Source organism: Roseomonas sp. F4, assembly GCF_053891155.1.
This window is the reverse complement of record NZ_JBSSHK010000004.1, coordinates 355,955-374,396: the sequence shown is the minus strand read 5'-3', so window position 1 is coordinate 374,396 and position 18,442 is coordinate 355,955. Positions and strand designations below refer to the sequence as shown.

The 18,442-nt window shown below is 68.6% G+C and carries 17 protein-coding genes; 10 read left to right on the top strand and 7 right to left on the bottom strand.

The window, feature by feature from the left end; genetic code table 11:
* Nucleotides 1-29: 29 nt before the first annotated feature.
* Nucleotides 30-866 carry an SIS domain-containing protein gene (locus ACVFYP_RS18230; protein ID WP_499201624.1) on the bottom strand — a complete coding sequence of 279 codons (837 nt, stop codon included), beginning with the start codon at nt 864-866 and terminating at the stop codon, nt 30-32.
* An 85-nt stretch (nt 867-951) separates the two neighbouring features.
* Nucleotides 952-1,251, bottom strand: coding sequence for a hypothetical protein (locus ACVFYP_RS18225; protein WP_499201623.1), 300 nt, complete (start codon nt 1,249-1,251; stop codon nt 952-954).
* Between the two features lie 265 nt (nt 1,252-1,516).
* Here ACVFYP_RS18225 and ACVFYP_RS18220 point away from each other — a divergent pair, with 265 nt between their 5' ends.
* Nucleotides 1,517-2,818: a hemolysin family protein gene (locus ACVFYP_RS18220; protein WP_499201622.1), complete on the top strand. Its 1,302-nt coding sequence runs from the start codon at nt 1,517-1,519 to the stop codon at nt 2,816-2,818.
* 33 nt (nt 2,819-2,851) lie between these two features.
* On the opposite strand, the gene ACVFYP_RS18215 is transcribed toward ACVFYP_RS18220, so the two are convergent.
* Complete coding sequence (locus ACVFYP_RS18215) at nt 2,852-3,607, bottom strand: SDR family NAD(P)-dependent oxidoreductase (RefSeq protein ID WP_499201621.1); 756 nt, start codon at nt 3,605-3,607, stop codon at nt 2,852-2,854.
* Nucleotides 3,608-3,804: 197 nt separating this feature from the next.
* On the opposite strand from ACVFYP_RS18215, the gene ACVFYP_RS18210 reads away from it, so the two are divergent.
* Entirely contained in the window at nt 3,805-4,743 is a 939-nt protein-coding gene (locus tag ACVFYP_RS18210; RefSeq protein WP_499201620.1) for an AraC family transcriptional regulator, read from the top strand.
* Here ACVFYP_RS18210 and gpt read toward each other — a convergent pair.
* The gene (gpt, locus tag ACVFYP_RS18205) at nt 4,703-5,191 is read right to left on the bottom strand and encodes a xanthine phosphoribosyltransferase (protein ID WP_499201619.1); all 489 of its coding nucleotides are present in this window, start codon (nt 5,189-5,191) and stop codon (nt 4,703-4,705) included. The genes ACVFYP_RS18210 and gpt overlap by 41 nt on opposite strands.
* A gap of 36 nt (nt 5,192-5,227) precedes the next feature.
* The gene (locus tag ACVFYP_RS18200; RefSeq protein ID WP_499201618.1) at nt 5,228-5,566 is read right to left on the bottom strand and encodes a tRNA-binding protein; all 339 of its coding nucleotides are present in this window, start codon (nt 5,564-5,566) and stop codon (nt 5,228-5,230) included.
* 113 nt (nt 5,567-5,679) lie between these two features.
* On the opposite strand from ACVFYP_RS18200, the gene ACVFYP_RS18195 reads away from it, so the two are divergent.
* The 4 genes from ACVFYP_RS18195 to ACVFYP_RS18180 all read left to right on the top strand — a co-directional run bounded on the left by ACVFYP_RS18195 (nt 5,680) and on the right by ACVFYP_RS18180 (nt 10,123).
* Nucleotides 5,680-6,441, top strand: coding sequence for an SDR family NAD(P)-dependent oxidoreductase (locus tag ACVFYP_RS18195; RefSeq protein WP_499201617.1), 762 nt, complete (start codon nt 5,680-5,682; stop codon nt 6,439-6,441).
* Between the two features lie 81 nt (nt 6,442-6,522).
* Nucleotides 6,523-8,130 (top strand): gamma-glutamyltransferase, encoded by a 1,608-nt coding sequence (gene ggt / locus ACVFYP_RS18190; protein WP_499201616.1) that lies wholly within the window; start codon nt 6,523-6,525, stop codon nt 8,128-8,130.
* Nucleotides 8,130-8,630: an O-acetyl-ADP-ribose deacetylase gene (locus tag ACVFYP_RS18185; protein WP_499201615.1), complete on the top strand. Its 501-nt coding sequence runs from the start codon at nt 8,130-8,132 to the stop codon at nt 8,628-8,630. The genes ggt and ACVFYP_RS18185 overlap by 1 nt, the downstream gene beginning before the upstream one ends.
* Nucleotides 8,627-10,123 (top strand): amidase, encoded by a 1,497-nt coding sequence (locus tag ACVFYP_RS18180; protein ID WP_499201614.1) that lies wholly within the window; start codon nt 8,627-8,629, stop codon nt 10,121-10,123. The genes ACVFYP_RS18185 and ACVFYP_RS18180 overlap by 4 nt, the downstream gene beginning before the upstream one ends.
* A gap of 19 nt (nt 10,124-10,142) precedes the next feature.
* On the opposite strand, the gene ACVFYP_RS18175 is transcribed toward ACVFYP_RS18180, so the two are convergent.
* The gene (locus tag ACVFYP_RS18175; protein WP_499201613.1) at nt 10,143-10,400 is read right to left on the bottom strand and encodes a hypothetical protein; all 258 of its coding nucleotides are present in this window, start codon (nt 10,398-10,400) and stop codon (nt 10,143-10,145) included.
* Nucleotides 10,401-10,529: 129 nt separating this feature from the next.
* Nucleotides 10,530-10,784 carry an Lrp/AsnC ligand binding domain-containing protein gene (locus ACVFYP_RS18170; protein WP_499201612.1) on the bottom strand — a complete coding sequence of 85 codons (255 nt, stop codon included), beginning with the start codon at nt 10,782-10,784 and terminating at the stop codon, nt 10,530-10,532.
* Between the two features lie 258 nt (nt 10,785-11,042).
* On the opposite strand from ACVFYP_RS18170, the gene ACVFYP_RS18165 reads away from it, so the two are divergent.
* From ACVFYP_RS18165 to ACVFYP_RS18150, 4 genes are all read left to right on the top strand, one after another.
* Entirely contained in the window at nt 11,043-12,158 is a 1,116-nt protein-coding gene (locus ACVFYP_RS18165; RefSeq protein WP_499201611.1) for an efflux RND transporter periplasmic adaptor subunit, read from the top strand.
* 122 nt (nt 12,159-12,280) lie between these two features.
* Nucleotides 12,281-15,445: an efflux RND transporter permease subunit gene (locus ACVFYP_RS18160; protein WP_499201610.1), complete on the top strand. Its 3,165-nt coding sequence runs from the start codon at nt 12,281-12,283 to the stop codon at nt 15,443-15,445.
* Between the two features lie 80 nt (nt 15,446-15,525).
* A complete protein-coding gene (locus ACVFYP_RS18155; protein ID WP_499201609.1) occupies nt 15,526-17,223 on the top strand; it encodes a thiamine pyrophosphate-dependent enzyme in 1,698 nt (565 codons plus the stop codon).
* Nucleotides 17,224-17,235: 12 nt separating this feature from the next.
* Nucleotides 17,236-18,438: a glycosyltransferase 61 family protein gene (locus tag ACVFYP_RS18150; protein WP_499201608.1), complete on the top strand. Its 1,203-nt coding sequence runs from the start codon at nt 17,236-17,238 to the stop codon at nt 18,436-18,438.
* Nucleotides 18,439-18,442: the final 4 nt, after the last annotated feature.

Here is an 18,442-nt window from a genome sequence, read left to right as displayed (position 1 = left end):
ATCGGATGCGGCGGCGCGCAAGCGGCGACTCACGGCTCGCTCCGCCGCTGCCGCAGCGCGGCCTTCATGCGTGACAGGCGCTGCTCCGCCGCCGGCGGTGAGAGCAGGGCGGCGGCAACCGACAGCGCATCGCCGAGCACCAGATGCACCAGGCGCGACACCATCGGCGTGTGCAATTCGGTATCCTCCTCGACCTCGCAGGGGATCAGCAGCGTGGCGCAGGCGGCCAGCGGCGAGCCTGGAAGGGTGATGGCGACGACCGTGGCGCCGGAGGCAGCGGCGAGCGTGGCGGCCTCCACAATGTCCTTGCTGCGCCCGGTATGGGAAATGCAAAGCGCGACCGCGTCGCCATCCAGCGTGGCGGCGGCCATGGCCTGCATGTGTGGGTCCGACCGCGCGACGACGCCGCGGCAGATGCGGAACAGTTTGTGGGCCAGGTCCTGCGCCACGGCGGCGGAGGCACCAAAACCCCAGATCTCGACGCGCGCGGCGCGAACCAAGGCGAGGGCGGCACGCTCGATGCTGGCCGGGTCCATCTTCTGCCGCGCCTCGGCCAGAGCGGCGATGGCTGTGTCGAAGACGGCGAGCGCGGCATCCGGCACCGGCGTGCCCGGGCCGATGCGGCGATGCATGCGGGCGCCGCCCCCACCCTCGGCCCGCGCCAGCGCCATGCGCAGATCGGCGAAGCCCTCCAGGCCGAGGGAGCGGCAGAAGCGGATGACGGTGGGTTCGGAAACGCCGGCGCTGCGCGCGAGGGTTGCGAGGGTTGCGTTCATGGCGGCGGCCGGATCGGCCGTCACCATCTCCGCGACCTTGCGCTCGGCTGGGCTCAGCCGGTCCAGCAGATGGGCGATTCTGTCGCGCATCGCCCCCTCCATCCTGGTGTAGCGATACTACAAGGCCAGATGGAGGCGCGACAAGTGTGAAGGAAAGCGGGGGCTGGTGTGCCGCTCAGATCGCCATGGCTTCGGCGGTCTTCTGCAGGCGCAGCGCGGCGTCGCGGGCAAGGGCCGTGTCCTCGGCCGTTTCGTGCAGGCGATCCTGCAACAACTGGGTGCTGTCGCCCAGGCCGGCGACGGCGCTGCCGAGAGCCGCGAGCTCGGCGCGGAAGTTGGCGATGGCGGCGCGCTGTTCGGCCAGCGCGGCCTCGAGATTGCGTAGCGCGACGCGCAGGCGGCGTTCATCGCTATTGGGGAAGGGCAGGATCTCCGCCTCGGCGGGGGGGGAGAGGGTCTGTTCATCGTTGCGCATGAATTGCCTCCGAAGTGGGAAGGTGTTGCCAGGAGACTAACAAATCCAATTATTAATACAACGCAAATTTTTTTGAGACCCTTTACCGGGTCGCCACATTCCTGCCGTAATTCCGGCAGCCACGGAGGGCGTCAGTCGAGTCCAGCGCGCGCGGCAGCGCGCGGTTCCTCAGGGCGACCCGTGCTGTGGTAAGGATGGTTCCGCCGCCGCGCGCCCGGCGCTACATCTGGCGCGCTCAGACAACCTATCGGAGACCGTGAACGAGATGGCCATTGGCCTCGAGGTGCTGCTGATCCTGTTGCTGGTGCTGCTGAATGGGCTGTTCGCGATGAGCGAGCTTGCCATCGTCTCCTCACGTCGCACCCGCCTCACCGCCATGCTGCGCCGTGGCCACAAGGGCGCCGCGGCCGCACAGGCGCTGGCGGATGATCCTCAGCGCTTCCTGCCCACGGTGCAGGTCGGCATCACCTTGGTCGGCATCCTCGCCGGCGCCTTCGGTGGCGCCAGGCTATCCGCGCTGCTGGCCGAGGGGCTGGAACAGATTCCGCTGATCGGCTCCGCGGCGCAGGAAGTGGCCTTCGCCCTGGTGGTGATGGCGATCACCTATCTCAGCCTGATCCTTGGGGAGCTGGTGCCGAAGCAGCTCGCGCTGCGCAATCCCGAACGCGTCGCCGTCCTCGTCTCCCGGCCGCTATCCACCCTGTCGAGGGTCACCAGCCCGGTGATCTGGCTGCTCTCCAGCTCCTCCGCCTTCGTGCTGCGGCTGTTCGGCAAGCACGATGTCAGCGCCAATCAGATCACGGAGGAGGAGGTGAAGGCCGTGGTCGCGGAGGGTGCGACCTCCGGCGCCATCGAGACCGAGGAGCGGCACATGATCGAGCGGGTGCTGCGCCTGGCCGACAAGCCGGTGCGCGCACTGATGACGCCGCGCAATGAGCTGGAGTGGCTGGACCGCACCGCGCCGCCTGAGGATATCGCCGCCCGGCTGCGCGCTTCCTCCGTCACCCGCTTCGTCGTCGCCGACCGGCGGGTGGACAATGTGGTGGGCGTGGTGGCGGCCAAGGACCTACTCGACCAGCTGCTCGAAGGCGCGCCGATGTCGGTGGCGCGCGCGCTGCGCCAGGCCCGCGTGTTGCCGGACACGCTCTCGGCGCTGGACGCGCTGGAACGTCTGCGCGGCGATCCGATCGGCATGGCGCTGGTGATGGACGAGTATGGCAGCTTCGAAGGGGTGGTCACCGCCTCCGACCTGCTGGAGGCGATCGTGGGCGAGCTGGGCGCGCCGCATCACGATTCCGACCATCCGGCCGTGGTGCGCCATGACGGCAGCCTGCTGCTGGAGGGGATGATGCCCTCCGACGAGTTGAAGGCCCGGCTCGACCTGCCGGACCTTCCGCAGGAGGGTACCTATCACACCGTCGCCGGGCTGATGCTGGCCCTGCTGCAACGCATCCCGAAGGAGGGCGACCGCATCTCCTGGTCCGGCTGGCGCTTCGAGGTGGTGGATATGGACGGCCGCCGCGTGGACAAGGTGCTGGTGGCGAAGGAGGAGATACCCTCCTTCTAACGCATCTGTCCTAACGCATTGGGGCGGCCGCGCTCAGATGCTCTGGCCGCCCGAGACCTCGATGCGCTGGCCGTTGACCCAGCGGTGATCCTGGCCGAGCAGGCTGGCGACCATCGGCCCGATGTCGTCCGGCACGCCGACGCGGCCGAGCGCGGTCATCGCCGCGAACTGCCGGTTGAGGTCCGGCATGTCGCGCACGGCGCCGCCGAGAAAGTCGGTCTCGATGGCGCCGGGCGCCACGGTATTCACGGCGATGCCCCGCGCGCCGAGTTCCTTGGCCATATAGAGGCTGAGCACCTCCACCGCGCCCTTGGCCGCCGCATAGGCCGAGAAGCCCGGAAAGGAGATACGGGTGAGGCCGGAGGAGAAATTCACGATCCTCCCGCCATCCGCGAGCAGGGGCAGCAGCGCCTGGGTCAGGAAGAACACGCCTTTGACGTGGGTGGCGAAGAGCGCGTCGAACTGCGCTTCCGTGGTCTCCGCCAGGCTGCCCATCTCGCCCTGGCCGGCATTGTTCACGAGGTGGTCGAAGCTGTCCCGGCCCCAGATGTCGCGCAGCACGGCGCGCAGGCTCTGCGTGAAGCCGGCGAAGCCCGCGATGTCGGTGACGTCGAGCGGAAGTGCGACGGCGCGGCGGCCCAGCGCCTCGATCTCGGCCACGACCGCATGCGCGGCCTCGGCCCCGCTGCGATAGGTCAGGATCACGTCGCCGCCCCGGCGCGCGAGGCTGATGGCAGTGTTGCGGCCGAGACCGCGGCTGGCGCCGGTGACGAGGGAAATGGCAGGCATTGGAAGGCTCCATGCAATGGGTGACGTGGTGGCCCGGCATATGCCGCCGCTTGGCCATCGTGCCTTGCCTGATGCTCGCTCAGTCTTGCCTGATTCTCCCGATCCTCTTCGCCTATCCGCTGAAAAGGTGCAGTACTAGGCTTGCTGATCCGATGGCCCGCTTGCCCGAAGATGTTGGCTGGGCCTAAGGTCCGAGGATGATCGACAGTCTGGCCGCCGCCGCGCGATCGCATGCCGAGCGTCATTGCCGGGACGGAATCGCGCCGACCTCGATCCCCGGCCTCACCGTGCTGCGCGAGATGCAGCCGACGGCGCTGCAATACGCCATCTCCAACCCGCTCATCGCGATCGTGCTGCAAGGGGACAAGCGCGTGACGATGGGCAGCAGCAGCTTCGATTTCGGCGCCGGGGAATCGCTGCTCATCACGGCGGATGTGCCGACCGTCAGCCAAGTGACGCGGGCCTCTGCCCGCATGCCCTACCTGTCCCTGGTCGTGGACCTCGACCCGGCGATCATTGCGGCGCTGGTGTCGGAGATGGGCCCGGCACCGGGCCAGGCTGGCCAGAAAGTCTCGGTGGACGCCACGGAAGCCGAAGTGGCGGATGCGGCGCTGCGCCTGATGCGCCTGCTGGAGCGACCCTCGGCCCTGCCCATCCTGGGTACATCGCTGATGCGGGAGCTGCATTTCTGGCTGCTGTCGGGCCGCCATGGCGGGGCGATCCGCGCGCTCGGCCTGCCGGACGGGCCTGCGCGGCGCATCGCGCGCGCCGTTGCCGTGATCCGGAAGGCTTATGCCGGGGCGCTGCGGGTGGAGGCACTGGCCGAGGCGGCGGGGATGAGTCTTTCCGCCTTTCACGCGCATTTCCGCATGGCCACCAGCCTGACGCCCTTGCAGTTCCAGAAGCAGTTGCGCCTGATCGAGGCGCGGCGCCGGCTGGTGGCGGAGGGCGATACGATCGCCCATGCGGCCTTTGCTGTGGGCTACGAGAGCGTGCCGCAGTTCACCCGCGAATATGGCCGCTTTTTCGGACAGCCACCCGGGCGGGATATCCGGGCGCTACGAACCCGCCCGCGGCCCAACCTCACAGGAGACGCTACTTCCCCGCCGCCAGTCCCTTGGCAATCGGCGCGATGAACTGCGGTTCCGTGTCCCAGGGGAACAGGATCCAGGTGTCCTGCGACACCTCCGTGATGAAGGTGTCCACCGTTGGCTTGCCGGCGGGCTTGGCATAGACGGTCGCGAAATGCGCCTTGGGCAGCATGGCGCGCACCAGCCGGGCGGTGGTGCCGGTATCGACCAGATCATCGATCAGCAGCCAGCCCTCGCCCAGGCTGGCCAGCGCGGCGGCGGGGGGCTTAACCACCTCCGGCTCGCCGCGATGCTCCTCGTCATAGGTGACGACCGAGACGGTCTCGATCAGCCGGCAGTCGAGTTCGCGGGCGATGATCGCGGCCGGGATCAGCCCGCCGCGGGTGATGGCGACCATGCCCTTCCAGGGGCCGCGCTCCACCAGCCGCCAGGCAAGCGCCTTGGCATCCCGGTGCAATTGGTCCCAGGTCACCGTGTAGTAGCGCGGCGCCATTATCTCGCATCCTGTCGGTAGAGGGTCGTCACAAATTCAGAACATCCGCCCGCCGTCGGGCACCTTCAGATCGGGCTTCAGCAGCACCACCGCGCCATTCTCATCCGGCACGCCGAGGACGAGGATCTCGCTCTCGAAGCCGCCGATGCGGCGCGGCGGGAAGTTCACCACGGCCATCACCTGGCGGCCGATCAGCCGGTCCGGGGAATAATGCACGGTGAGCTGGGCGGAGGAGGTCTTGACCCCGATCCCCTCGCCGAATTCGACCCACAGCTTGATGGCGGGCTTGCGCGCCTCCGGAAAGGGCTGCGCATCGATGATGGTCCCGACGCGGATGTCGAGCTTCTCGAAATCGGCATAGGTGATCTGGTCCATGCCCATTCCTACAGCCTGGCGTGGGGGCGGGGAAGGGTGGGCTACGACCCTTGCGCGATCCGGTCGGCCGGCGCATGGGCTTGCACGTCCGATGCGTCCGAGGAGGCCCCAAGATGCTCCCTGTCACCCCCAGTTTCCGCCTGGATGGGCTGCGCGCCCTGGTCACCGGGGCCAGCAAGGGCATTGGCCGTGCCGGCGCCGTCGCGCTGGCCGCGGCCGGGGCGGATGTGGTGCTGGCCGCCCGCAGCCTGGATGAGCTGGAGGAGACGGCGACCGCTCTCGGCGAGGCCGGCCACGCCGCCCGCGCCGCGCAGCTGGATGTCACGGACCGGCGTGCCGTGCGCGCTCTGGTCGAGGCCTCCGGTCCCTTCGACATCCTGCTGAACAATGCCGGTACCAATATCCGCCAGCCTTTTCTCGACGTGCCGGATGAGTCGCTGGACCAGCTTATGGACCTGAACATCCGTGCCATGTTCACCGTCGCCCAGGCGGTGGCCCAGGGCATGGTGGAGCAGGGCAGGGGCGGCGCCATCATCAACCTGTCCTCGGTCAACGGCCATGTCGCCGGCGCCAATCGCAGCGTCTACACGGCCACCAAGCACGCCATCGAGGGGCTGACCAAGGCGATGGCCTTCGAGCTCGGCCCCAAGGGCATCCGCGTGAATGCCGTGGCGCCGGGCTTCGTGGAGACGCCGCTGACGCGCGATTTCCTGGCCGATGAGAAGATCCGCACCAGCCAGATCCGCCGCATGCCGCTCGGGCGGATCATGACGGTGGAGGACATCATGGGCGCCATCGTCTTCCTGGCCAGCCCCGCCAGCGCCATGGTCACCGGCACCAGCCTGGTGATCGATGGCGGCTTCCTGACGCAATAAGCCCGGCTTGCCCTTCACTGGCTTGCCCCGCGGCCGTCACGGCGTCAAAACACTGTCAACAATTCGCACAGGTGTCCGAATATGAAGCGCGACTTCCACGCCCCCGGCCGCAGCGCGGTCTATGCCGCCAATGGCATGGCCGCCACCTCCATGCCGCAGGCGACGCTCGCCGCGCTGGATATCCTGCGTTCGGGCGGCAATGCGCTGGATGCGGCGATCGCCGCCTGCGCCGTGCTCGGCGTGGTAGAGCCGCAATCGACCGGCATCGGCGGCGACTGCTTCTGTCTGTATGCCCCGGCCGGCACCGGCAAGGTCATCGCCCTGAACGGCTCTGGCCGCGCGCCGATGGGCGCGACGCCGGAGGCGCTGCGCGCGGCGGGGCTGACGGCCATGGTGCCGACCTCCGCCCATTCGGTCACCGTCCCCGGCGCGATCTCGGCCTGGGAGACGCTGAACAAGGCGCATGGCACCAAGAGCCTGGAGGAAATCCTGGCCCCCGCCATCCGCTATGCCGAGGAGGGTTTTTTCCTGTCCGGCCGCGTCTCCGTGGATTGGGAGTCCTCGGTCGGCAAGCTGGCGAAGCACCCCGGCGCGGCGAAGCACTTCCTGAAGAACGGCGCCGCCTACGCCCTGGGCGACAAGTTCACCAATCCGGCACTCGGCGCCACCATGCGGGCCATCGGCAAGCACGGCGCGAAGGCCTTCTATGAGGGCGATATCGCCGCTGACATGGTCGCCACGCTGCGCGCCGCCGGCGGCACCCATACCGAGGCCGATTTCGCCCGTGGCCTGACCGTCGCCGAATTCGTCGACCCGATCAGCCGGGCCTGGCGCGGCATGGAGGTGTTCCAGTGCCCGCCGAATGGCAGCGGCCTGCTGGTGCTGATGATCCTGGGCATGATCGAGAAGCTCGGCACCGTCGAACAGGGCCCGCTGAGCGCCGAGCGCTTCCATCGCCATATCGAGGCCGCGCGCTTGGCCTATCGCGACCGCGACGCCTTCCTGGCCGACCCGTCCCAGGTCGAGGTGCCTTTGGCGAAGCTGCTGTCCGAAAACTACATCACCGACCTGGCCAAGCTGATCCGCGACGAGAAGGCGATGGCGGAACTGCCCGAGGCCGGCCATGCCGACTGGCAGAAGCACAAGGACACGGTCTACCTCTCGGTGGTCGATAAGGACGGCAATGCCTGCTCCTTCATCAACTCGCTCTTCGAGGGTTTCGGATCCGGCATCTTCGCCGAGAAGGCCGGCGTGATGCTGCAGAACCGCGGCTTCGGCTTCCGCCTGCAGGAAGGCCATCCGAACTGCATCGCCCCGGACAAGCGCCCGATGCACACCATCATCCCGGGCATGGTGATGAAGAACGGCGAGGCGATCATGCCCTATGGCGTGATGGGCGGGCATTACCAGCCGATGGGCCAGTCCATGTTCCTGGCCAACCATTTTGAATACGGGTTGGACGTTCAGGAGAGCCTCGATGCGCCGCGCCTCTTCCCCTACCAGGGCAAGGTGCAGGTGGAGCGCGGCATCCCGGCCAGCGTCATCGACCGGCTGAACCGCCTGGGCCACGAAGTCGCGCTGATCGACAAGCCGCATGGCGGCGGCCAGGCCATCCTGATCGACCGTGCCAAGGGCTGCCTCGTCGGCGGATCGGACCCGCGCAAGGACGGCTGCGCGATGGGCTACTGATGGCCATCCAGGCCCTGGAAGCCGATATCACCACCCTTGACGTCGATGCGGTGGTGACGGCGGCCAATGAGGGCCTGCGCGGTGGCGGCGGAGTGGATGGCGCGGTGCATCGCGCGGCGGGGCCGGATTTGCTGGCGGCCTGCCGCGCGCTTGGTGGCTGCCCCACCGGCCAGGCACGCATCACGCCCGGCTTCCGGCTGAAGGCGCGGCATGTGATCCACGCCGTGGGGCCGGTGTGGCGCGGGGGCGGGCAGGGGGAGCCCATGCTGCTCGCCGGCGCCTATCGCGCCAGTCTCGACCGACTGAGGGAGGCGGGCGGCACCTCCATTGCCTTCCCCGCCATCTCGACCGGCATCTATGGCTACCCGGCTGACCTTGCCACCGCCATCGCGGTGCGCACCATCCGGGACGACCTTGCGGAGCGGGGCGATCTGCGTGTCCTCTTCGCCTGTTTCGGCGCCGTCATGCTGGCGCTTTATGCAAAGGAATTGGCCGCGTGACCGAACCCTGCGACTTCACCGCCGTCGAGGCACGCCGCCTGATTGGCATCCGCAAGCTTTCCCCGGTGGAGCTGCTGGAAAGCTGCCTCGGCCGCATCGCCGCGGTGAACCATGCGGTGAACGCCGTGGTCGCGCTGGATGAAGACCGCGCTCGCGCCGCCGCGAAGCAGGCCGAGGCCGATGTGATGGCCGGCGGCCGGCTCGGACCGCTGCATGGCCTGCCGATCGGCATCAAGGACCTGGAGGAGGTCAAGGGCCTCCGCACCACCTGGGGCAGCCCGATTTTCGCCGACCACATCCCCACCAAGGATGAGGCGATGGTGACGAATATCCGCGCGGCGGGGGCGATCGTCACGGCCAAGACCAACACGCCGGAATTCGGTGCCGGCGCCAATACGCGTAACATCGTCTATGGCGCGACCGGCAATGCCTTCGACCCGACGCGCTCCGCCGCCGGCTCCTCCGGCGGTTCGGCCGTCGCCTTGGCCTGCGGCATGTTCCCGATCTGCTCGGGCAGTGATACCGGCGGCTCGCTCCGCAATCCGGCGGCCTTCAACGGCATTGTCGGCTACCGGCCGTCCCCGGGGCTGGTGCCGGCGGAACGGCGTGGCCATGGCTGGTCGGCGCTGCCGGTGCTGGGCCCGATGGCGCGCACGGCCAGCGATGCGGCGCTGCTGCTCTCCGCCATGGCGGATGACGATGCTGTGGACCCGCTGGCCTATACGCTGCCCGGCCGCCGGGTGCGCGGCGGCGACCGCGACCTGTATCCGCCGATGGGCATCGACCTCGGCAGCCTGCGCGTCGCCGCGACCCCTGATTTCGGCTTCGCGCCGACCGAGCAGCACATCCGCCGGGTCTTCGCCAGCCGCGTCGCCGCGCTGAGCCCGCTGTTTGGCCGGGTGGAGGAGGCGACCCCCGATTGCCGTGGCACCGACGAGGCCTTTGAGGTGCTGCGCGCCGCCAGCTTCATCGCCAGCCATGCGGAGAAAGTGCGGACCAGGCCGCAGGATGTCGGCCCGAACGTCATCGCCAATGTCGAGGAAGGGCTGCGGTACAGCCTAGCCGATTACGCCCGCGCCGCCAGCGAGCAGACCCGCATCTATCGCGTCTGGCAGAACTTCTTCCGCGACCACGACGTGATCATCAGCCCGGCCATCACCATCAGCCCGCGCCTCTGGACGGAGCTGTATCCGGCCGAGATCGACGGCCAGCCGACCCGCACCTATTTCCACTGGCTGTCGCTGGCCTATGCGGTCACGCTGGTGGGCCATCCGGCCATCAGCCTGCCGCTGGGCCTGGACGAGGCCGGCATGCCCTTCGGCCTACAGATCGTCGGGCCGCGCGGTGGCGATGCCAAGGTGATGGCGGTGGCCGCGGCCATCGAGGCCGCGGTGGCGGGCGATGCCAGCCTGATGCGCCCGGTGCCGGATATCGCGGCGCTGAAGGCGGCACCGCCGATCTCCGGCATGCCGCACTTCCGCACCTGGGGCTAAAGATTTAGCCTAGGCCGCCTCACCAGCGGCGGTAGCCGCGATTGTAACCGCCGCCGTAATAGGGCCGCGAATAGCCATAGGAGGGGCGGCCGTAATAGCCGCCACGACGGCCGTAATGGCTGTGGTTGTTGTTGCTCGCCGAGGCGAGGGCGGCGACGCCCAGCGCCGCGCCGGCGCCCAGCGCCAGGGAGGCCGGCACGTTCACCGAGCCGTCCGGATTCTGGCAGGCGCCGACCAGCAGGGCGGAAGCAAGGGCAAGGGCAGGAAGTACGCGCATGGTGTGGTTCCTCCGACGCCTTGCATGATGGTCATGCGGCAGGGCGGGCGAAGGGCGGCTTTGTGTCGGGCGTGGGGCGGGTATTTCGAAGGGTTTCGGAAGCCTCCGCCCGCCCTGATCGGCGCCCGGTCAGGCCTTGCCGCCTGAAAAGGCATTAAACGTCTGCAAGGTGTAGGTGTCCTTCACCCCCGGCACGCTTTGCACCCGCTCCACCACGAACAGGCCGATATCCTGGTCCGTCTCCAGGTAGAATTTGCCCAGCAGGTCATATTGGCCGCTGGTGGAGTGCATCTCCGACAATTCCGGAATGCCATCCGCCATTTCGCGGGCCACCCGATAGGCCTGGCCCATCTCGCATTTCACCATGACGAAAATGGCTCGCATCGCTTTACTCCTGCCCCTGATGGGTCGGCAGATTGGCGCGGCGCGCGCCGGCCGGAAAGGGGTGCCTCGGCAGGCATGACATTTGCATGCCACCCGCATGCATTCTTCGCCGATAGCTTGCAAATTCCCGTATCGTGGGTCATCTGGCGAACGGGCCACCCCGTCGCCAAGATGTGACTGCCGGTGACGAAGGGTAACGGAGTCTTTCCCGGATGGTGGCACCGGGCGAGAAGAATCGCTGGTAGCAATCGGGGTCGCATGCGCACATCCTCCCAGCTCGCCGTCATGGCCCTGATCGTCGGGGTCGGTGCCGCCTGGCACATTTACGGTGAGAGCTTCGGCCTGCCGCGCCCGCTGGCCCTAGTGGGCCTGGAAGCGGCCGCACCCACGGCGCAGCAGCGTGGCGGCCAGGGCGGGCCGATCGGCGTCGCCGTGGCCCCGGTCCGCACGGGGGCGGTGGTTGACCGCACTGAATCGGTCGGCACGGTGCGTGCACGCAATGCGGTGGCCGTCACCGCCAAGGTCGGCGGCATCATCACCAATATCCGCTTCGAGGAAGGCCAGCGCGTCGCCGCCGGCGACCAGCTGGTGGATCTGGAGGCCGCGGCATTGCGGGCGGAGCTGGACCAGGCCCGCGCCCAATATGATGACGCCCGCAGCCAGGCGGCCCGCGCCCGGCAGCTGCAACCCGGCCAGTCCATCGCCGCACAGCGCCTCGAAACCCTGGAAGCCCAGGCCCGCCAGGCTGAGGGCCGGGTGCGCCAGACCGCGGCGAGGTTGGAGGAGGCGCGCATCGCCGCCCCCTTCGCCGGCCGCGTCGGCCTGCGCCAGGTCAGCGTCGGCGCCCTCGTGCAGCCCGGCACGGTGGTGACCACGCTGGACGATATCGCCAAGGTCCGGGTGGAATTCTCGGTGCCGGAGGTCTTTCTGGCGCGGGTGCGCGTCGGCAGCACGGTCACGGCCCGCAGCGCGGCTTTCGGCGATCGCGCCTTCATCGGCACCGTCTCCGTGATCGACACCCGCATCGATACCAGCACGCGCACGGTCCGTGTCATCAGCGAATTCGAGAATGCGGATGAGGCGCTGAAGCCCGGCCTGTTCATGACGGTGGAGCTGGTGCTCGCCACCCGCACCAATGCGCTGCTGATGCCGGAGGAGGCGATCGACCCGCTGGGCGACCGCAGCTTCGTCTACGTCATCCGTGACAACCGGGCCAAGCGTGTCGAGGTGCGCCTGGGCCAGCGGCTGCGGGGCGAGGTTGAGGTTCTGTCGGGTGTCGAGGCCGGGGAACCCGTGGTGGTGCGCGGCATCCAGCGCCTGCGCAACGACGCGCCGGTGCGCATCACTGAGACGATGACCCGCCCGACCTCCTGATCCGAACCGATCCGGGCGGCGTCGCCCGGATCCGCAACAGACCGCCTCCGTTTTCAGCAACCTGCCATCCGGAACGCCGAAGCGGCGGCCGATGACGGGAAAGCCCCCAGGGAAGCCGCGCCATGGTGCTCTCGGACGTCTCCATCAAGCGACCCGTCTTCGCCATGGTGATCAGCCTGATGCTGATCGTGCTGGGCCTCGCCGCCATGGTGAAGCTGCCGATCCGCGAATATCCGGCGATCGACCCGCCGGTGGTGTCCATCACCACCACCTATCTCGGCGCCTCCGCCGGCGTGGTGGACACGCAGATCACCGAGATCGTCGAGGCGGCGGTCGCCGGCATCGAGGGCATCAAGGTGATGACCTCCTTCTCCCGCGACGAACGCAGCCAGATCACCATCGAATTCCAGCTCTCCCGCAATGTGGACGCCGCCTCCAACGATGTGCGCGACCGCGTGGCGCGTGCCCTGGCGCGGCTGCCCGACGCGGCGGATACGCCCGTGGTGCAGAAGGTGGATGGCGATGCGCGGCCGATCCTCTGGGTGGCGCTGACCTCCGACCAGCTCACCGGCATGGAGTTGACCGAGGTCGCGCAGCGGCGTTTCGCCGACCGGCTCGCCATCGTCGAGGGTGTGGCCCAGGTGCTGGTGCTGGGCGAACGCAAGCCCTCCATGCGCATCTGGCTGGACCGCCAGGCGCTCGCCGCCCGCGGCCTGACCGTGCAGGACGTGGAGGATGCGATCCGGCGCGAGAATATCGAGCTGCCGGGCGGCCGTATCGAGGGCACAGCGCGCGAGCTGACGGTGCGCACCGACACCCGCATCAGCGAGCCCAACCAGTTCCGCCAGGTGGTGCTGGCGCGCACCGGCGGCGGCCAGGTGCTGCTCGGCGATGTGGCGCGGGTGGAGGTGGCGCCGGAGGATACGCGCGGCGGCTACCGCATCAATGGCCGGCCCGGCGTCGGCCTTGGCATCCTGCGGCAGTCCACCGCCAATACGCTGTCCGTCGCCGACGGCGTGAAGGCGGAGGTGGAGCGCATCCGCAGCAGCGTCCCCGATGGGGTGGAGGTGGTGATCGGCTATGACGAGAGCACCTTCATCGCCCAGTCGATCTATGAGGTCGAGCACGCGCTGATGATCGCGCTGATCCTCGTGGTCGTCGTGATCTTCTTCTTCCTGCGTTCCTGGCGCGCCACCATCATCCCGGCGGTGGCCATCCCTGTCTCCATCATCGCCTCCTTCATCGCGCTGGCCGCGCTGGGCTTCTCGCTGAATGTGCTGACCCTGCTCGGGCTGGTGCTGGCCATCGGCCTTGTCGTCGATGATGCCATCGTGGTGCTGGAGAACATCCACCGCAGGATCGAGGAGGGGGAGCCGCCGCTGCTCGCCTCCATCCGCGGCGCGCGGGAGATTGCCTTCGCGGTCATCGCGACCACGCTGGTGCTGATCGCGGTCTTCGTGCCGCTGTCCTTCATGGGCGGCAATACCGGGCGTCTGTTCACCGAATTCGGCTTCGCCCTGGCGGCCTCCGTGCTGTTCTCCGGCCTCATCGCGCTGACGCTAACGCCGATGATGTGCTCCAAGCTGCTGCGCGCGCATGAGGGCGAAAGCCGTCTGGTGCGCTGGACCGAGCCCTTCTTCCTCGGCATGAACTGGCTGCTGCGGACGACGTTGCGCCGGGCGCTGGCAGTGCCGGTGCTGACCATGGGCGCGGTCGCCGCGCTGACCGGTCTGGCCGTGCTGCTGTTCATCGTGCTGCCGAAGGAATTCGCGCCGACCGAGGATCGCGGCGTCATCATCATCCCGACCACGGGTCCCGAAGGTGCCTCCTTCACCTATACGCAGGAGCATGTGGAGCGGGTGGAGGAGGTGCTGCGGCCCTTCGTCGAGAATGGCGAGATCGCCTCGCTCTTCGCCACGGTCGGCGGCTTCCAGCGCCCGGCGCAGAGCAACTCCGCCAATATCTTCATGCGCCTGGCTCCTTGGCATGAACGTGCCCGCAAGCAGCAGGTGATCGCGGCGGACATGATGCCCGGTCTGCTCGGTATCCCCGGTGTGCGCGCCTTCGCGCTGAACCCGCCCTCGCTCGGCCAGCGCGGCTTCCAGCCGCCGGTGCAGTTCGTCATCGGCGGCACCAGCTACGAACAGCTGGTGGAATGGCGCAACGCCTTCCTCGATCGTGCCCGGCAGAACCCGCAGCTGCTGAACCTCGACAGCAACTACCGCGAAACCAAGCCCGAGATCCGCGTGGAGATCGACCGCCGCAAGGCCGCGGAACTCGGCGTCTCCATCCAGTCGATGGGTCGCACCATCGAGACGATGCTTGGCTCGCGAGAGGTCGGGACCTATGTCCAGGGCGGCCAGGAATACAAGATCCTGCTCCAGGCGCGGGAGGAAGACCGCGCCAGCCCCTATGACCTGCAGAACATCTTCGTCCGCACCAGCAATGGCGGCATGCTGGGCCTGATCGCGGGCTCCGGCTCCACCCAGGGCGGGCTGGTGCCCCTGTCCAACGTGGTCACGCTGTCCGAACGCGCCCGGCCGCAGAGCCTGTCGCGGGAAGACCGGGTGCGCGCCATCACCATCGCCGCCTCGCTCGCCCCTGGCTATACGCTGGGCGAAGCGCTGTCCTTCATGGAAAGCGTGGCGCGGGACGTGCTGCCGCCGGAGGCGCGCATCAGCTATCGCGGCCAGAGCCTGGAATTCAAGGAAAGCTCCAGCGCGCTCTATGTCACCTTCGCCATGGCGCTGCTGGTGGTGTTCCTGGTGCTTGCGGCGCAGTTCGAAAGCTTCATCCACCCCCTGATCATCCTGATGTCCACGCCGCTGGCCGTGACCGGCGGCCTGCTGGCGTTGCACTTCACCGGCCTGACGCTGAACATCTTCAGCCAGATCGGGCTGGTGCTGCTGATCGGGCTGATGGCGAAGAACGGCATCCTGGTGGTGGAATTCGCCAACCAGCTTCGCGATCGCGGGTTGACGGTGCATGACGCGGTGCTGGAAGCCTCCGTCACCCGGCTGCGGCCGATCCTGATGACCTCCATCGCGACCGCCTTCGGCGCCCTGCCGCTGGCCATGGCGACGGGGGCGGGTGCGGAAAGCCGGCAGGCGCTGGGTGTGGTGATCGTCGGCGGCGTCACCTTCTCCACCTTCCTGACGCTCTATGCCGTGCCGGCGCTGTATCTGCTGCTGGCGCCCTATACCAAGCCGATCGGCGCCATCGCGCAGAAGCTGGCGGAACTGGAGAAGGCGCAGCACGCACCGCACCACCCGGCGCCCGCCGAGTAGCCCGCCGGCCGGTTGCGGAGTAGGCGCGGCCGCCTTGCCGGGCTAAATCCCCAGGGAAGCATCCTTGGGGAGAGTCCGGCGTGGCGCATGCGGCAGCACAGAATTCCAGTGGCATCGAGGGCCGGACGGGCGGGCAGTTGCTCGCCGATGCCCTGGTCGCCAACGGCGCGACCCATGTCTTCGCCGTGCCCGGCGAAAGCTACCTCGACCTGCTCGACGGCCTGTACAATCAGCGCAACCGCATCGAGCTGGTGACCTGCCGCTTCGAAGCCGGCGCCGTGCATATGGCGGAAGCCCATGGCAAGCTGACCGGCAAGGCGGGTGTTGCCGTCGTCACCCGCGGCCCCGGCGCCTGCCACGCCGCCATCGGCGTCCATGTCGCCTTCCAGGACAGCACCCCGCTGGTGCTGCTGGTCGGCCAGATCCCCATGAACGAGACGGATCGCGAAACCTTCCAGGAAGTCGATTACCGCCGCTTCTTCGGCCCCATCGCGAAATGGGTCACCCAGATCGACGAGGCCGCCCGCATCCCCGAATTGATCGCCCATGCCTTCGATGTCGCAACCAGCGGCCGGCCCGGCCCCGTGGTGGTGGCCCTGAGCGAGGAGATGCAGAAGGACCTTGCCAAGGTCCCGGATATCGGACCCGGCGCGGTGATGCCCGCCTATCCGGCGCCGGCCGCGCTCGACCGGATGATGGAGATGCTGGGCAAGGCCGAACGCCCGCTGGCGATCCTCGGTGGCAGCGGCTGGACGCCGGAAGGCAAGGCGGCGATCCGCGACTTCCTGGTCGGCAACGACATCCCCGTCGCCGTCTCCTTCCGCCGCATGGGCCTGTTCGACGGCACCTCCGCCCATTATGCGGGCGATCTGGGGGTCGGCGCCGATGCCGGGCTGGTTGCCAAGGCCCGTGAATCGGACCTCATCCTGGCCTTCGGCACCCGCCTCGGGGAGCCGGTGAGCCAGGGCTACACGCTGTTCGACTTCGCCGGGAAGCAGCCCATCATCCAGGTCCACCAGGACCAGGCGGAGATCGGCCGGGTGCATCGCGTGGCGCTGGGCATCACCGCCGATGTGAACGCCTTTGCCGCCGCCGCCGCGGCCCTGCCGCGCATCGCGGCACCACGCTGGGGCGCCTGGCGGAAGGACGTGCGGGCCGCGCGGGAAGCGCAGGCCAAGCCGCCGAGCTACGAGGGTCCGCTGAACCTGGCCATTGCCTTGCAGGAGCTGGAAAAGGTCCTGCCGGAGGACACCATCTTCACCTCCGACGCCGGCAATTTCGCCACCTGGCCGAACCGCTTCATGCATGTGCGGGAGAAGCAGGATTTCCTCGGCCCGACGAACGGCGCCATGGGCTACGGCATCCCGGCCGCCATTGGCGCCGCTATTACCCATCCCGACCGCACCGTGGTCTGTTTCGTGGGCGATGGCGGAGCTTTGATGACCGGCCAGGAAATGGCCACTTGTTTCCACCACAACGCGGCGCCGATCATCCTGGTCTTCAACAACGGGATGTACGGCACCATCCGCATGTACCAGGAGCGCACCTATCCTGGCCGCGTCTCCGGCACCAAGCTGACCAACCCGGACTTCGCCCGCTTCATCGAGGCCTTCGGTGGGCATGGCGAGGTGGTGGAAGCGACCGATGAACTGGTGCCGGCCTTCCAGCGAGCCAAGGCCAGCGGCAAGGCGGCGATCATCGAGGTGCGGATGAATCCGGAACAGGTCACCAACCGCGCGACCATCAGCCAGCTACAGGCCCAGGCGCGGAAAAGCTGACCCCGGAGGATCATGCCGCGCATCGAGATCCTGGACGATGCGCTGCTGATCCCCTGCGGTACCATCACGCGGGAAGCCGCCGCTCGGGCGCGGGCGCAGGGGCGGACCATCTATGACGGCGGCGTCTATGACGCCGCCGGCCATCCCTGCGACCTCGCCCGGCATGTCGGCGGGAATACGCTGAACGAGCCCGCGCCGCTGGCGCCGGAGACGCCTGCGGAGGCTTTGCCGGGAAGCTGGCTGTTCGGTGGCTGGCTACGCCAGCATTTTGGCCATTTCATCAATGAATCCCTCGGCCGGCTCTGGGCTTGGCCGGGCTGCGCGCCGCCGCCGCGGGGCCTTCTGTTCCTGCCTTTCGGCTGGCGGGCGGGGGTCAATTCGCTGGAGGCGGCCTCCGGCCCGGCCGACCGTCACTGGCTGCCGCAGATGCTGGAGCTGCTGGACATCCATCCGGAGGCCCCGAGCCACGTGGTCACAGCGCCGTTGCGGGTGGAGCGGCTGGTGGTGCCGCGGCAACTCGCCCTGCTGGACACGCCCGACCTGCCGGCGGCGCCCCAACTGCACCGGGCTTTTTTGCGCGGGACCTACCTGCCGGAACGGCCTGCCCCGGTGCCGCGCGCCTATCTCTCCCGCAGCCGGTTGCCGCCGGAAAAGGCCAGCTTCCTGCTGGAATCGATGCTGGACGCCAATTTCGCCCGCGCCGGCTATGCCGTGATCCATCCCGAAACACTGAGCCTGGCGGCGCAGGTCGCCCTCTATCAGGGGGTGGAGATGCTGATCTCGGCGGAGGGCTCGGCGATCCATCTGGCGGCGATCCACCTGCCGGACAGCGCCCGGATCGGCATGATCTGGCGGCTCGGCAGCCGGCATCCACCGATCTTCCGGCAGTTGGTGCTGGCGGGCTTCCGGAGGCCGGCGGAATTCGGCTGCATCACCGGCGTCATCGTCTCCGCCCCGCCCGGCGGCCCGCCGCCGACGGAGAGTTTTGCCGGGGTGAACTGGCGCCTAGCCTGCGCCATGCCCGACTTCGCCAGGCTCGGCCAGCGCCTGGTGGCAGAGGGCTTTGCCGATGTGGCGGATTGGGAGGTGCCGTCTCAGGCGCAGACGGAAGCGGCGATCGAGGCCCAGCTCGCCTTGCGGCGCAGCCTCGCGCCGCAGTCCAGCCATGCCTGGGTGCCGGCCGCCCGGCTCCCCTGGCCCGGCGCCCGGAGGTGAGCGG